We start from the raw sequence: 15,101 nt of genomic DNA on the forward strand, positions 1-15,101 counted from the left end.
GATCCTCTGGGTAGGGACGGATGTGGTGGAGGCGGCCGTCAGGGACGGCCAGTGTGTTCAGGAGGCGGTGGTCGGGTCGAGCCCGCCACCACGCCGACCCGGTGGGGGTCGGAGGTCAGCCGCCCAGGACTCCGGTCGAGAAGCCGTAGACGATGACACCGATGATACCAAGGCCCACGCCGCCCCCGACGATCCCGAGCACGAGCGGCAGCCGGTTGGCCGCCGGCTGGGCTGCGGCGAGCACGACCGAGCGGGTGGAGGTGTGCGTGCTGATCGCCTTGCTGGCCCGGACGGGCGCCGCGTCGGTGTCGGCCGACTCGGCGTCGCCGGCCTCCATCAGGCGGTCGATCTCGGAGTTGTCGATGCGGGCCTGCGACCCCGTGGCGCCGAGGCTGCGGGGCAGGTCGATGGAGCCGGTGATGATGATCTCGCCGGTGGCGTTCAGCGCCCCGGTGACGTCGGCGACCTGCTGGTCGGTGAGGATGAGCGCGTTCGTCTGGCCCGTGTGCGTGCCGAGCGCGCGACCGGGGGCGCTCTCGTCGTCGGGGGCGTCGACCTGCGTCGTCCAGTGCCCCACCGGCGGCACGAAGCCGGTCGGCTCGGGCACCGAGGCCGGGGCGGCCTCCACGACCGGGGTCGGGGCGACGGGGTCGAGCCCCGCCGGCCGCAGGGACGCGACGGGCTCGGACGGCGCCGACGACGGCCGCTCGCCGCTGAGGTCGAGCGGGAAGACCGTCGGGGTCGACGTGGGCGCGGGCGACGAGGCCGGGCGCACCTCGCCCGTGCGACGCGGCCCGGGGGCCGCACCGTCGTCGGCCGTCGAGTCGTCGTCGCGGGTCGGCAGCACCGACGGCGCGGAAGACACCGGCGGTCGCACCGACGCCGGGAGGTCGTCACCGGCGGGCGGAGCCGAGGCGGGCGCGGCAGAGGCCGGAGCGCCAGAGGCCGGAGCGGACGAGGCCGGACGTGAGCCCGTGGCCGCGCTCGTGCCCGCCGCGGAGCCCTCGCCGCCCTCGATCGGGGAGACGATCTGGTCGACCGTGTCGAGAGCCTCGGAGAGCGTGCGACGCGGCTCGGGGCCGGGGGCCTGGAGCGGCACGGGGCCACGGGCGGCCTCCGCGTCGCGGAGGGCGCGCAGCTGGCGACGGGTCAGCTGGCCCGGCTCGGCGACGGAGGCGGGCGGGCCCGAGATCGACGACGGAGCCGAGAGGGAGGAGGGGGCAGGAGCGGACGCGGGGGACGGCGCGGAGGCGGCCACGGCCGGGCTCAACACCGGGGCCACCAGCGACGACGGAACGGGCCGCACGACCTCCTCGGTCACGGGCGCGGCCGAGACGGGCGAGGGGGCCGAGCCGGTCGGGGCCTCGGCGGCGGGCTGCTCGCCCGTGAGGGCGGCGGACCCCTGTCGGGCTCGCTCGAGGTCGCGGACCTGTCGCCTGGTGAGCGGCGGCTGGCCGTCGGTCGAACTCATGAGTGGCTCCTGTACAGGTGGTGCTTGGAGATGTACTGGACGACTCCGTCGGGGACCAGGTACCACACCGGGTGATCGCGACCGACCCGGGCGCGGCAATCGGTCGACGAGATCGCCAAGGCGGGGACTTCGAGCAAGCTTACGTCGCTCTCCGGCAATCCACCAACGCTCAGGTCGTGCCCGGGCCGGGTCACGGCGACGAAGTGCGCGAGGGCCCAGAGCTCCTCGACGTCCTTCCAGTCGATGATCTGGGCGACGGCGTCGGCGCCCGTGATGAAGAAGAGCTCGGCGTCGGGGTGCTGCGAGCGGATGTCGCGGAGGGTGTCGATCGTGTAGGTGGGGCCGCCGCGGTCGATGTCGACCCGGCTGACCGTGAACATCGGGTTGGAGGCGGTCGCGATGACCGTCATGAGGTAGCGGTGCTCGCTGTCGCTGGGCGCCGCCTTCATGTAGGGCTGGCCGGTCGGGACGAACACGACCTCGTCGAGCGCGAACGACTGGGCGACCTCGCTGGCCGCGACCAGGTGACCGTGATGGATCGGGTCGAACGTGCCGCCCATGATCCCGATGCGGGGTCGGCGGTGCTGCTCGTCGACGCCCTCGAGGGTCGCCGCCGGGGCGACCGCCACCACGCTCTCAGCCCGCCCGGTCAGTGCTGCTCGGGGTGGCCGAACTCGTCGACGGGGGCCTCGTGGTGCGCCTGCGTGGACGCCTTGCGCGGCGAGCGGTTGGCGACGTCGCGGTAGCTCCACACGACGTAGCCGAGGAACAGGAAGAACACGCCGAAGACCGCGGAGATGGCAGCGGGCGGCGCGATGAGCGGCGCCAGGTCTTCGTGGGCAGCGGCGAGGAGGGCGACGTCGAGCATGGGTTCTCCGTTCCGAGGGGTGATCCGGGCCAGTCTAGCCGCGCACCTGGCCGGTGCCGCGCACGAGCCACTTCGTGCTGGTCAGCTCGGGCAGCCCCATCGGCCCCCTCGCGTGCAGCTTCTGCGTCGAGATGCCCACCTCGGCGCCGAAGCCGAACTCGCCCCCGTCGGTGAACCGGGTCGACGCGTTGACCATGACGACGGCGCTGTCGACCTCGGCGAGGAACCTCTCCGCCGTCGCGTGGTCGGCCGTGACGATCGACTCGGTGTGCCGCGTCGACCAGCGCTCGATGTGCTCCATCGCCGCGTCGACGTCGGCGACGACGCGCACCGCGAGGTCGAGGCTCATGTACTCCGTCGCCCAGTCGTCGTCGGTGGCGGGCACCACGTCGGCGTCGACGGCGCGCACGCGCTCGTCGCCGTGGACGGTCACGCCGGAGGCGCGGAGGGCACCCAGCACGGCCGGCAGCAGGCGGTCGGCGGCCCGCTCGTGCACCAGGAGGGTCTCGAGGGCGTTGCAGACGCTCGGCCGCTGCACCTTGCTGTTCACGACCACGTCGACGGCGGTCGCCTCGTCGGCGCTCTCGTCGAGGAAGACGTGGACGACGCCCGCGCCCGTCTCGATCACCGGCACGGTCGACTCGCGGACGACGGTCTCGATGAAGGCGGCGCTCCCCCGCGGCACGAGCACGTCGACGAGGCCGCGCGCGCGCATCAGCTCGGCGGCGCCCTCGCGGCCGTGCTGGTCGATGGTCACGACGGCGTCGGCGGGCAGGCCGGAGGCGACCAGCGCCTCCCTGATGACGGCCACCAGGGCCGTGTTCGACCGACGGGCCGCGCTGCCGCCGCGGAGCACGGCCGCGTTGCCGCTCTTGAGCGCGAGGGCGGCGATGTCGACCGTGACGTTGGGCCGCGCCTCGTAGATGGCGCCGACCACGCCGAACGGCACGCGCACCTGGTCGAGGCGCAGCCCGTTGGGCAGCACCCGGCCGCGCACGTTCTCGCCGACGGGGTCGACGAGGGCGGCGACGAGCCGGGTGGCGGCCGCGAGCCCCTCGAGGCGCGCGAGGTCGAGGCGCAGGCGGTCGCGCAGGCCCGGGGCGACCCCGTCGCGCTCGGCCTGCTCGAGGTCGAGCGCGTTGGCGGCGAGCACGCGGTCGGCCTGGGCCACGACCGCGTCGGCGATCGCGTGCAGCGCTGCGTCCTTGCGGTCGCTGGTGAGCTGCGCCAGCACGCGCGACGCCGCCCGCGCCGCGACCAGCGAGTCGTGCACCGACGGCGAGCCGGCCGCGGGCGCGGGGCCGGCGGCCGACGAGGAGGCAGGGTCGACGGGCGTGGGCACGAGGGTCGTCATGCCGAGATCTTAAGCCCGCGGGCAGCCCTCAGGAGGCGCGGGGCACGGCCTCGAAGAAGGTCCCGACCGCGGCCCCCGACAGCGCGAGCGCCACGTTCGCCGTCGACGTGACGAGCACCGGCGTGCCCGCCGCGGCGGCGTGGCGGGCCGCGGCCACCTTGGTGCCGGCGCCGCCCGTGCCGACCCCGGCCGCGCCCGCGTCGCCGAACGTGACGCCGGCGAGGTCGTCGCCGACCGGGACGTCGACGAGCGCGACCGCGCCGGGCTCGTGCGGGGGCCGGGTGTAGAGGGCGTCCACGTCGCTGAGCAGCACGAGGGCGTCGGCGCCGATCAGCTCGGCGACCAGGGCCGCGAGCCTGTCGTTGTCGCCGAAGCGGATCTCGTGGGTCGCGACGGTGTCGTTCTCGTTGACGATCGGCAGGATCCGCAGCTCGAGCAGGCGGTCCATCGCGCGCTGGGCGTTGCTGCGCGGCGTCGGGTCGCGCATGTCGCCCGCCGTGAGCAGCACCTGCCCGGCGACGATGCCGTGCCGGCGGAGGCTCTGCTGGTAGCGGTAGATCAGGACGTTCTGGCCGACCGCCGCCGCCGCCTGCTGGGTCGCGAGGTCGGTCGGGCGGGAGTCGAGCCGCAGGTGCGGCAGTCCGGTCGCGATGGCGCCCGAGGAGACGAGCACGACCTCGGCGCCGCGCGCGTAGGCGTCGGCGAGCGCGTCGACCAGGGGCTCGATCTGGCCGACGTTCTCGCCGCTGATCGACGACGAGCCGACCTTGACCACGATGCGGCGGGCCCGGGCGATGCCGGCACGGTCGACCACGGGGGCGCCGTCGGGGCGCGCCGGGGTCACGAGGGGGCCCTCGGTGCTCATTCCCGCTCGTCGCCCTCCGTGACGAGGAAGCCCTCGTCGTCGGTCCAGAGGCCGGCCGCGCGCTCGCGCTGGAGCTCGGCCCGCGCCTCCGCCTTCGCGTCCATGCGCTCGAAGTAGTCCTCGCGGCGTTGGTTGCGGGTGGGGCGGTCGTTCTTGATCAGGCGCGGGTCGGTGCCGCGGGCCGAGGTCATCAGCTCGGCGGTCGAGGTGAGCGTGGGCTCCCAGTCGAAGACGATGCCGCCCTCGGGGCCGATCAGGACGGTCGAGCCGGCCTGCGCGCCCGCCTTGAACAGGGCGTCCTCGATGCCGATCGCGTTGAGGCGGTCGGCGAGGTAGCCCACGGCCTCCTCGTTGTTGAAGTCGGTCTGCACGACCCAGCGCTCGGGCTTCTGGCCGAGGATGCGGTACACGTTGCCGTACGTGCCGCCCTCGACCCTGATGACGAACGGCTTCTCGTTGACGGCGCGGGGGCGCATGACGAGGCGGGGAGGCGCGGGTCGGCTGGCGATCTCGGCGCGGCTGGCCTCGACGACCTCGGCCAGGGCGAACGAGAGGTTGCGGAGGCCCTCGTGGCTGACGGCCGAGATCTCGAAGACGCGGTAGCCGCGGGCCTCGAGCTCGGGCGTGACGAAGTCGGCGAGCTCGCGGCCGTCGGGCACGTCGACCTTGTTGAGGGCGATCATCTGCGGGCGCTCGAGCAGCGGCAGCTGCCCCTCGGGCACCGGGTAGGCCTCGAGCTCGCGGAGGATGACGTCGAGGTCGGTCAGCGGGTCGCGGCCGGGCTCGAGCGTGGCGCAGTCGAGCACGTGCAGCAGGGCCGAGCAGCGCTCGACGTGGCGGAGGAACTCGAGCCCGAGGCCCTTGCCCTCGCTGGCGCCCTCGATCAGGCCGGGCACGTCGGCGACCGTGTAGCGGGTGTCGCCCGACTCGACGACGCCGAGGTTCGGGTGGAGGGTGGTGAAGGGGTAGTCGGCGATCTTCGGCTTGGCCGCGGAGAGTGCGGCGACGAGGCTCGACTTGCCGGCCGACGGGTAGCCGACGAGCGCGACGTCGGCGACGACCTTCAGCTCGAGCAGGACGTCGCCCTGCCAGCCCGGGGTGCCGAGCAGCGCGAAGCCGGGGGCCTTGCGCTTCGTCGACGACAGGGCCGCGTTGCCCAGGCCGCCGATGCCGGCCTCGGCCACGACGTAGCGCGTGCCGTGCTCGGTCATGTCGATCAGCTCGGTGCCGTCGGTCGACTTCACGACGGTGCCGAGCGGCACGGCGAGCTCGAGCTCGGTGCCCTGGGTGCCGCTGCGGTGGTCGCCCATGCCCGGGCCGCCGTTCTCGCTGGAGCGGTGGGGGGCGCGGTGGAACCCGAGCAGGGTGGTGACGCCGGCGTCGGCGACGAGCACGATGTCGCCGCCGTTGCCGCCGTTGCCGCCGTCGGGGCCGGCGAGGGGCTTGAACTTCTCGCGCTTGACGGAGACGCAGCCGTTGCCCCCGTTGCCTGCTCGGAGGTGGAGGGTCACGTGGTCGACGAAGGTGGCCATGGGTGTTCAGTCTCTTCTGGATCTGTGTGCCGGGGAAAGGTGCCCCGGGTCGAGCACGAGGGAGCGGGCTGTGCCCGCCGCTCGGTCGCGTCGCCGGACCGTCTGGACGGGCGACGCTGGTGCGGTGCGAGAGGACGTCGTGGGGCGGACGAGATCACGCCCGGGGATGCCGACACGACCGTGGGCCTGCGCGCACCGACCCTCCACGATACAGGGGGCCCTCGGCGGGCGTCAACGCGCGGGTAGCATCGGCGGCGTGACCATCCTGATCGACGAGGCCATCTGGCCCGCCCACGACACCCTCTGGGCGCACCTGGTCAGCGACGAGTCGTACGCCGAGCTGCACGCCTTCGCGGCGGCCCACGACGTGCCCCGCCGGGGCTTCGACCACGACCACTACGACGTGCCCGAGTCGCGGCTCGCCGACCTCGTCGCGGCCGGCGCCGTGCCCGTCTCGGGCCTCGAGCTCGCCCGCCGCCTCGAGCGCAGCGGCCTGCGCGTCTCGCAGCGGGTCAAGCGCGGGCTGCCGGCCCGCCCGCGCCCCTAGCGCCACGGGCCCGGCGGTGCCGGGTCGACCGCCGCGCGGGTCGACCGCCGCCCGGGCGGCCGCCGGCCCCTCACCAGGAGGCGGCGTGGCCGAGGAAGCTCGCCACGACCGCGCCCGAGGCGAGGTCGACGACGGTGGTCGTCACCTCGGCCGGCGTCGGGTCGATCGTGTAGGTGTAGTCGGTCGGGCTCGTGGCCGTGGCGGTCTCGACCGCGAGGAACTGCCCGTTCGGCGACACGGAGAAGCCCTCGATCTCGCTGGAGCCGCTCGGCGGGCGGAAGACGACCCGCGCCTCCTGCTCGTCGTCCAGCACGATGAGGCTGCTGAAGCTCGTGCCGCCGTCGGTCGGCAGCGCCACCTGCTGCACGTACTCCGTCGCGCCGACGGCGACGAGGTCGCCGCGGAACGGCGTCTGCCCCTCCACCGCCGAGAACGGGATGGGGGTCTGCTCCCCCGTCGACAGGTCGACCCGGAAGGCCTGCAGCGCCGTCGCCGCGACGATGCCCCGCCCGTCGAGCGAGACCCCCTGCAGCGCGACGAAGGTGCCGAGGGGCCGGGGAGGCGCGGCGCCGCTGAGGTCGAAGAGGGTCACCTGCTCGTCGGTCGCCTGGGCCACCACGCTGTCGAGCCCGGGGACGAACTGCCAGTCGAGCACCGTGAGGGGCTCCCCCGCGATCGACGTCACGGGGGCGACGGCCCGCTGGCCCTGGAGCGGCAGCGTGTAGAGGGTCTCCTGCTCGGAGCCCTCGGGCTGCCACGAGAACGCCAGCGTGGTGGTCGCCCGGTCGGCGCCGAGCTGCGTGACGAGACCGGGCCCGTCGGGCAGGGGCAGGGTCTCGGCGGCGACCCCGTCGAGCGAGACGAGGCTGAGGGTCGACTGCTCGCCGTCGTCGGTGAGCACGGCGACCGCGCTGTCGAAGACCTCGTACGCCTGGATCCGCGGCGCGCTCCAGACCGTGCGCCGCTCGGCCCCGCCCTTCAGGTCGGCCTGCTCGAGGGAGTCCTCCGCACCGTCACGACCGTGCACGATGCGCCAGGTGACGGCCTGCTCGGTGCTGAACCGCGCCTCCAGGTCGGAGGTCTGCCGCTGGTAGATGCTCGACACCCCCGACACGCTCACCCGGTAGTCGGTGTCGTAGCGCAGCCGGTCGGTGAACTGCACCGAGACCACGTCGCCCGAGGTCTGCACGGTGAAGGGCGCCGCCGGGCTGACCACGACCTGGTCAGGGTCGACGTGCGCCAGGGCCTGGTTCGAGAACAGCCGCAGCTGCTGGCCCGACCGCTCGACGACGGCGCTCGCGTCGACCTGCACGTCGGTGAGCTTCGGCCCCTGCAGGTGGGTGAGCACGCCGAAGAGCCCGCAGACGACGGCGAGCACGGCGACGACCGCGACGAAGCGGCGACGCTGACGGAGGCGCAGGTCGGCCTCGTCGAGCGGGTCGCCGTCGCGCCCGCCCTCCGCCGACCACCGGTCAGTAGAGGTACGGGTCACTCGGCTGGCCGACCTTCTCGAGGCTGTCGGGGACGAGCGCGACCGGATCGGTCGACGCGCTGCTCTGGTTGGCCCGGAAGCCGCCGGAGACGTCGACCCACTCGTCGGGCTGGAGCTGGCTCTGCCAGTCGTCGAGCTGCACGGGCACGCCGACGGGCTGGGCGTCGACGGCGCAGCAGGTCACGACGAAGCGCGAGACGTAGAAGGTGTCGGGGTCGTCGCCGGCCGGCACCACGAAGCCGACGACGTCGGCGGTCTTGCCCTCGAAGAACGCGAGGTCGCTGGTCTGGCGCAGCAGCCCGGCCCAGTCGAGCACGCTGAACGACTTGTACGCGTCGGCGTCGCCCGCCTCGGCGTCGGCCACCGTGGTGCCGTTGAGGGAGGCCGTGGACGAGTTGACGTCGCGCTGCCCGGCCGTCGCGCTGGTCAACGTGGCGGGCGGGAGGACGACGAGGGCGACGGCGATGCCGACCGTGACGAGGGCGCCGACCGAGACGGCGGCCCCGCGGAGGCCGGCCCGGCCCCGTCGGCGACGACGCGGCCTGCGGGAGCCGGCGGGCGCCTCCCCGGCGGCCTCGTGCTCGTGGTCGTGGTCGTCGCGGGCCGGCACGAGGGCGAGCACGCCGAGCGAGAGCACCATGCCGATCGCGATCATGATCACCGTGAACACGACGTAGCGCGGGTGGATGTAGAGGATGAGCTGACCGGTCGCGGCGAGCCAGAGGGTCGAGACGCCCACGACGAGCGTGAGCAGCACCCCCTGCCACCGATCTGCGAGCGTGCTAAGCAAAGAAGTTCACCACCAGTCCGATCGCGGCGCTGGTCAGCGCCACCACGAGGGTCAGCTGCGCGAGCACCTTCGGCCGGTACGTCGTGCGCAGCAGGGCGAGCATCTTGACGTCGATGATCGGCCCGAAGACGAGGAAGGCGGCGATGCCGCCGGGCATGAAGGTCGTCGCGAACGGCAGCACGAAGAACGCGTCGACGTTCGAGCAGAGCGAGATGACGAACGCGAGCACCATCATCGCGAGCACCGACCAGACCGGGTTGCTGCCGAGCGTCACGAGCACCGAGCGCGGCACGGCCGTCTGGATGCCGCCGGCGATCGCGGCGCCGATGAACAGCGCGGGCATCATGGTCGACATCTCGCGGCGGAACAGCTCGACGCTCTCGCGGACGCGCCCGCCGCCGTGGGCGTGGTCGGTCGGCAGCGCGCACTCCGCGGCGAACGACTTCGTCAGCAGGCTCTCGGGGTCGGGGTGGCGGCTGTAGAGCCAGCCGATCAGGTTCGCGATCAGGAACCCGCCGAGGAGGCGCGCGACCAGGATCCCGTCGCTCCAGCCGAACGCCTGGTGCGTCGTGATGATCGTGATCGGGTTGAGGATCGGCGCGGCGAGGAGGAACGTCATCGACTCGGAGACCGTGAAGCCCTTGAGCACCAGGCCGCGGGCCAGCGGCACGTTGCCGCACTCGCAGACCGGCAGGAACATGCCGAGGAAGGAGATGACCGCGCGGCGCAGCAGCGGCTGGCGCGGCAGCCACGACGTGAAGAAGGCCTGCGGCAGCCACACCTGCACGATGATCGACAGCACGATGCCGAGGAGCACGAAGGGCATCGACTCGACGATGACGCTGATCGTCAGGGTGACGAAGTCCTGGGCCACGTCGGGCAGCAGGCCGGGGCCGAGGGCGGGCGACGCCAGGCGCACCACGAGCAGCAGGAGCGCCACCGCGCCGCCGACGACGAGCAGGGGCGTGCGGGAGGCGCGGCGCGGGCCTCGCCCGGGGCCCCGACCGGGCGCGACGACGCCGTGGTCGTGGTGGTCGTGCGACGGGTCGCGGTGCAGCAGGGGCGCGCTCACCGCTCGCCCTCACCGCGGTCGGCGGGCGGCGCGAAGCGCGACCAGTCGTCGCGCGCGGGGTCGGCGGCGCGACGGGAGCGTCGGGGGGCGTCGGGTGCGCGCGTCGCCTCGGGCTCGACGGCGGGCCGTGCGGGGGCGTCGTCGGCGTCGACGGGCGCGACGGCGGCCGGCCGGAAGGACGCGTGGTCGGCGGGGCCGGAGCGGGGCGCGCGCGACGGTCCGGAGACCCGGGCCGGTGCACCGGTCGCGTCGGCGTCGGCGTCCGCCTCGGCCTCGGCGTCCGACGACGTCGGTGTGGGGGGCACGACGACGGCCTCGGGCCGGGCGTCGGCCTCGGGGTCGGCCCCTGCCGGGTCGTCGCCCTCGCGACGCGCCCAGAGCCAGGCCAGGACGGCGCCCACCACGAGCAGGGCCGTGTCGACGACTCCCGCCGCCAGCGGGATGGTCGTGACGTAGAGGACGAGGTTGGCCCAGGTGCCGCCGCTCTGCGACAGCAGCACGCCCGGCACGACGCCGACGACGGCGAGGGCCAGGGTGCCCGCGGCGCCGGCCACGAGGGCCCGGCGCAGCACGGTGGCGAGGGGGGCGGCCGTCTCGAGCGGCCGCACCACCAGCAGCACGACGAACGCCACGACGTAGAACGGGAACGGGTAGAAGACGAAGCTGCCGAGGAACTGGCCGACCGGCGTCGCCGCGAACCCGCTCGGGAAGGCGGTGACGCTGAACCCGACGGCGGCCCCGACCATGGCGAGCAGGCCCAGCGCGAAGCGGGCCAGGAGCACGACGCCGACGGCCGTGGCGGCGGCGACCAGACGGTCGCGCCCCGAGGTGCCGCGCAGCGAGACGACGGCAGCCCGGACGGTCGACCCTCGGGTCGGCTGTCCGGGCTGCGTCGAGGTCACGCAGTCACCCTAGACGAGTCACAGTTCGTCGGAGCTGACGCCCACGCCCAGGATGAAGGGACCGGAGTCGCCCTCGGTCGAGCGGCCCTCGGTCGACTCCGCGGCCGCGGGGGCGACCGGTGCGGAGGTCGTGCCCGAGCTCGAGGCACGGCGCGAGCGGCTGCGGCCCTGGCCGGGCTGCTTGGGCTCGGGCAGTGCCCCGAGGACGGAGTCGAGCAGCTGCTCGGCGTCGTCCCGGCTGATCTTGCGGGGCTCGCGACGGGTCGTGGTGACCGGGATGTCGAGGATCGCCACGCTGGCCTCGGGGGTCGTCACGGTGACGCGCGACCGGCGGGACTCCGTGCTGCGCTCCGCGCGGGCGGGCACCGCCTCGGCCGCGGCGGCGGGAGCCGTCGGGGCCTGGACGGGCTCGGCCACGGCCTGCTCCGCGGGGGCGGTCGTCGGCACCGTCACGACGGCGGCCTCGGCCGCCGGCGCGTCGGCCTGGTCGGCCTCGGCGCGGCCCTGGCCCGCCTCGGTCGAGCTGTCGTCGGACGACGAGCCCTCGGTCGAGTCGGCGTCACGGCCGCCGCGCGAGCGACGGCTCTTGCGGGCGCCACGGCCCCGGCGGGGCTCGTCGCCCTGCTGGTCGCCCGGCGCCTCGGCCGAGCCGCCGACCGACGCCGCGGCGGCGTCGATGGCCGCCTCGACGGCGGCGGCGGCCTCGACGGCGGAGTCGGTGCTCCGGTCGCCGTCCTCGGCGTGCGCGATCGTCGACGCCGCGATGCGCGACAGGGCGTTCTTGACGTCCTCGGTGATCGCGTGGGTGCCCGTGGTGGGGTACGCGGCCGACGCGGGCTGCTGGCCCCCGCGACCGGCGCCCGCGGCACCGGACTGGCCCGCGCCTCCGGACTTGGCGGCCGCGCCGCCGCGGCGACGCTGCTCCTGGCCTTGGCCGTTCTGGCCGCCCTGGCCGTTCTGGCCGTTCTGGCCGTTCTGGCCGCGACGCGGCTGCTGCTCCTGCACGCGGGCGGCGCTGCCGGCCTCGGCGAACGACTCGGCGAGCCCCAGGCCCAGCTTCTTGCGGGTCATCTGCACGAGGCCGAGCGAGGTGACCTCGGCGACCTGGTGCTTGGTGCGGTCGCGGCTGAGGCACTCGACGAGGCGGCGCAGCACGAGGTCGCGGTTCGACTCGAGCACCATGTCGATGAAGTCGACGACGATGATGCCGCCGATGTCACGGAGGCGCAGCTGACGGACGATCTCCTCCGCGGCCTCGAGGTTGTTCTTCGTGACGGTCTCCTCGAGGTTGCCGCCGGAGCCGACGAACTTGCCCGTGTTGACGTCGACGACCGTCATGGCCTCGGTGCGGTCGATGACGAGCGAGCCGCCCGAGGGCAGCCAGACCTTGCGGTCGAGGGCCTTCTCGATCTGCTCGTTGAGGCGGTACTCGTCGAACGCGTCGCGCTCGCCCTCGTAGCGCACGATGCGGTCGATGAGGTCGGGAGCGACGGCCGAGAGGTACGACTGCAGGGTCTCGTAGGCGTCCTCGCCGTCGACGACCATCTCGTGGAAGTCCTCGTTGAAGACGTCGCGCACGATCTTGATCAGCAGGTCGGGCTCGGAGTGCAGCTGGGCCGGGGCGGCGCCCGTCTCGACCTTGGCGCTGATGTCGGCCCACTGGTTCGTCAGGCGCTTGATGTCGAGGGTCAGCTGCTCCTCCGTCGCGCCCTCGGCCGCGGTGCGGACGATGACCCCGGCGTTCTCGGGCAGCGCCTCCTTCAGGATCTTCTTCAGGCGGGCGCGCTCGGTGTCGGGCAGCTTGCGGCTGATGCCGTTCATCGAGCCGTTGGGCACGTAGACGAGGTAGCGGCCGGGCAGCGAGATCTGGCTCGTCAGGCGGGCGCCCTTGTGGCCCACCGGGTCTTTCGTGACCTGCACGAGGACGCGGTCGCCGGGCTTGAGGGCCAGCTCGATGCGACGGGGCTGGTTGCCGTTCGACAGGCTGTCCCAGTCGACCTCGCCGGAGTAGAGCACGGCGTTGCGGCCGCGCCCGATGTCGACGAAGGCGGCCTCCATGCTCGGCAGCACGTTCTGCACGCGGCCCAGGTAGACGTTGCCGATCAACGAGACGTTCTGCGCCTTGGCGACGTAGTGCTCGGCGAGCGTGCCGTCCTCCATGACGCCGATCTCGATGCGGTCGCCCGACGAGCGGACGACCATCTTGCGGTCGACGCTCTCGCGGCGCGCGAGGAACTCGGCCTCCGTGATGACGGTGCGGCGGCGGCCGGCGTCACGGCCGTCGCGGCGGCGCTGCTTCTTGGCCTCGAGACGGGTCGAGCCCTTGATGCGCTGCGGCTCGGTGATCAGCTCGACCTGGCGCTGCGGGCGCTCGCGCGGGCCGCGGTCGCCCTGGCGGGCCTCGGAGTCGCGCTCCTCGCGGTCCTGCGAGCGGCCGCGCGAGCGGCGGCGCGAGGCGGGGCGCTGGGGCTCGTCGTCCCAGCCGCCGTCGTCGTAGCCCTCGTCGTCGCGCTCGTCGAGGTCGTCGCGCTGGTCGCGGTGGTCGTCGCGGTCGTCACGGCGACGGCCGGGGCGGGCCGGGAGCGGCGTGATGACCGGGGCGTGGAAGATCAGGCTCGTCGTCGTCAGGTGCGCCGGGATGGGCGACGCGGACGGGTCGGCGGCCGGCTCCGAGCCGGTCGCGGGCGCCTCGGCGGCGGGCTCGCCGTCGGCGATGTCGGCCTCGACGGCCTCGACGTCGACCGCGGGGGCGACGTCGGACGCGGCGGCCCGACCAGCGTCAGGCGTGGCCTGGGCCGGGGCGGCGCTGTCGTCGGCGGGGGTGCTCGGGGCCTGGCCCGCGGAGTCGGTGTCGTGGGTCACGGTCTGTGCCTCCTGGGCGTCGTCGATGGGATCGGTCGGAGAAGAGGGGCGCTGTGCGCCGCTGGTGCGCGCCGCGGGCGGTGCCGCCTGGCGGGCGAGCAGGGCCCCGAACAGGCCCCGCTTCTTCTTCGGTCGACCGTCGGTCGTGTCGTCGTTGTTGTCCAGCACTGCTGGTGTGCTCCTCGCCCTGCCGAGGACGTGCCGTCGGCAGGTGGTCTCGTGTCGTGGCCGAGCGGTGCCGTGCACCTGCCCCCGGACCACCGTGCCCTCTCACGGCACGCCATGTCGGTCACGCGGCGTTCGGTCACGAGGTGAGCCGGACCGTCTCTGCGGTCGTCGCCACCCCGTGTCGTTCGTCGACGTGCGGTTCTTCGTTGCTGTCGGAACTGGCCATCCGACCTGGAGCGCCTGCGCCCCGTGCCCGGCTTCACCTGCACCCGCGCGACGCCCCTCGGGGCCGGTGCCACGCGGGCCAGCACGGCCCGGAAAGTCATGATCTCGGGGCTCTCACCCCTCGACTGGGTCGATTATCGCACGCATCGCAGCCGACCACGATCCGACGGGTGCGATGATCGGGGGGTGACGCTCACCGACACCGCCCCGAGCACGACGCCCGTCGGCCCCTCCGCGGGCCTGCCCCGGGGCCGCACCCCGGTGGTCGCCGCCGTGCTGCTGATCGTGGTCGGGCTCGTGGGGCTGCTGGGGTCGTTCGCCCTCACCGTCGACAAGTTCCGCCTGCTCGAGAACCCGACCGAGTCGCTCGGCTGCGACGTGAACCCGTTCGTCGGCTGCTCGCCCGTCATCAACAGCTGGCAGGCGTCGCTCTTCGGGTTCCCGAACCCGATCATCGGCCTGGTCGGCTTCGCGGCGCCGGTCGCCGTGGGGCTCGGCCTGCTCGCCGGCGCCCGCTTCGCCCGGTGGTTCTGGGTCGCGTTCGCCTCGGGCGTGTCGCTGGCCTGGGTCTTCATCACGTGGCTCTTCACCCAGACGGTCTTCGTCATCGGCGCCCTCTGCCCCTGGTGCATGCTCGTGTGGTCGGTCACCATCCCGCTCTTCTGGGTCTTCCTGACCTGGGGCACGGCGCGCGGGGTCCTCGTGCGGCCCGGCCGGCTGCAGCGGGCCGCGGCGGCGTTCCTGCCGTACTCGTGGGTGCTGCCCGTGCTCAACTACATCGTCGTCGCGACGGTCATCGTCGTGCAGTTCCCGCTGCTGCTGCCGACGCTCCTGGGCTGACCGCACCGCGCCTCCGCCACCTGCACCGCGCCTCCCCCGCGGCGTCCCGGTCCCAGGTTCTTCTTGGCCGGCAGCGCGACGCTGGCCGGGAGCGCCCGTCGGCGCCCCCGACC

At 74.1% G+C, this 15,101-nt stretch carries 13 protein-coding genes; 2 read left to right on the forward strand and 11 right to left on the reverse strand.

The features are described from left to right. Window positions 1-115 precede the first annotated feature (115 nt). From IFT72_RS07230 to obgE, 6 genes are read right to left on the reverse strand one after another with little or no spacing between them, the layout of a single operon-like run. Window positions 116-1,471 carry a hypothetical protein gene (locus IFT72_RS07230; protein WP_192046029.1) on the reverse strand — a complete coding sequence of 452 codons (1,356 nt, stop codon included), beginning with the start codon at window positions 1,469-1,471 and terminating at the stop codon, window positions 116-118. Continuing rightward, window positions 1,468-2,100 carry a nicotinate-nucleotide adenylyltransferase gene (gene nadD, locus IFT72_RS07235; RefSeq protein WP_255354173.1) on the reverse strand — a complete coding sequence of 211 codons (633 nt, stop codon included), beginning with the start codon at window positions 2,098-2,100 and terminating at the stop codon, window positions 1,468-1,470. Before nadD ends, IFT72_RS07230 begins: the two co-directional genes overlap by 4 nt. A gap of 20 nt (window positions 2,101-2,120) precedes the next feature. Next, the gene (locus IFT72_RS07240) at window positions 2,121-2,339 is read right to left on the reverse strand and encodes a hypothetical protein (RefSeq protein ID WP_056056426.1); all 219 of its coding nucleotides are present in this window, start codon (window positions 2,337-2,339) and stop codon (window positions 2,121-2,123) included. 34 nt (window positions 2,340-2,373) lie between these two features. After that, a complete protein-coding gene (locus tag IFT72_RS07245; protein WP_056056427.1) occupies window positions 2,374-3,693 on the reverse strand; it encodes a glutamate-5-semialdehyde dehydrogenase in 1,320 nt (439 codons plus the stop codon). A 28-nt stretch (window positions 3,694-3,721) separates the two neighbouring features. Further along, a complete protein-coding gene (proB, locus tag IFT72_RS07250) occupies window positions 3,722-4,558 on the reverse strand; it encodes a glutamate 5-kinase (protein WP_185233116.1) in 837 nt (278 codons plus the stop codon). Further along, on the reverse strand, window positions 4,555-6,090 hold the full coding sequence (obgE, locus tag IFT72_RS07255; RefSeq protein WP_056056429.1) for a GTPase ObgE: 1,536 nt from the start codon (window positions 6,088-6,090) through the stop codon (window positions 4,555-4,557). Before obgE ends, proB begins: the two co-directional genes overlap by 4 nt. Before the next feature lie 256 nt (window positions 6,091-6,346). Between obgE and IFT72_RS07260 the strand changes: the two genes are divergently transcribed. Next, the gene (locus tag IFT72_RS07260; RefSeq protein ID WP_056056430.1) at window positions 6,347-6,637 is read left to right on the forward strand and encodes a DUF4031 domain-containing protein; all 291 of its coding nucleotides are present in this window, start codon (window positions 6,347-6,349) and stop codon (window positions 6,635-6,637) included. A gap of 70 nt (window positions 6,638-6,707) precedes the next feature. Here IFT72_RS07260 and IFT72_RS07265 read toward each other — a convergent pair whose 3' ends face one another. From IFT72_RS07265 to IFT72_RS07285, 5 genes are read right to left on the reverse strand one after another with little or no spacing between them, the layout of a single operon-like run. Beyond that, window positions 6,708-8,129 (reverse strand): hypothetical protein, encoded by a 1,422-nt coding sequence (locus IFT72_RS07265; protein ID WP_192046030.1) that lies wholly within the window; start codon window positions 8,127-8,129, stop codon window positions 6,708-6,710. After that, window positions 8,110-8,886 carry a TIGR03943 family protein gene (locus IFT72_RS07270; RefSeq protein ID WP_056056432.1) on the reverse strand — a complete coding sequence of 259 codons (777 nt, stop codon included), beginning with the start codon at window positions 8,884-8,886 and terminating at the stop codon, window positions 8,110-8,112. The genes IFT72_RS07265 and IFT72_RS07270 overlap by 20 nt, the downstream gene beginning before the upstream one ends. Before the next feature lie 25 nt (window positions 8,887-8,911). After that, window positions 8,912-9,991: a permease gene (locus IFT72_RS07275; protein WP_369814269.1), complete on the reverse strand. Its 1,080-nt coding sequence runs from the start codon at window positions 9,989-9,991 to the stop codon at window positions 8,912-8,914. After that, complete coding sequence (locus IFT72_RS07280; protein ID WP_192046031.1) at window positions 9,988-10,893, reverse strand: hypothetical protein; 906 nt, start codon at window positions 10,891-10,893, stop codon at window positions 9,988-9,990. The genes IFT72_RS07275 and IFT72_RS07280 overlap by 4 nt, the downstream gene beginning before the upstream one ends. Before the next feature lie 18 nt (window positions 10,894-10,911). After that, window positions 10,912-13,923, reverse strand: a complete 3,012-nt coding sequence (locus IFT72_RS07285) for an Rne/Rng family ribonuclease (RefSeq protein ID WP_371741212.1) — start codon at window positions 13,921-13,923, stop codon at window positions 10,912-10,914. A gap of 411 nt (window positions 13,924-14,334) precedes the next feature. On the opposite strand from IFT72_RS07285, the gene IFT72_RS07290 reads away from it, so the two are divergent. Further along, entirely contained in the window at window positions 14,335-14,988 is a 654-nt protein-coding gene (locus IFT72_RS07290; protein ID WP_235491242.1) for a vitamin K epoxide reductase family protein, read from the forward strand. Window positions 14,989-15,101: the final 113 nt, after the last annotated feature.

The sequence above is a fragment of the Frigoribacterium sp. CFBP 8754 genome, assembly GCF_014841815.1.
In the GTDB taxonomy this organism is placed as follows: Bacteria; Actinomycetota; Actinomycetes; order Actinomycetales; family Microbacteriaceae; genus Frigoribacterium; species Frigoribacterium endophyticum.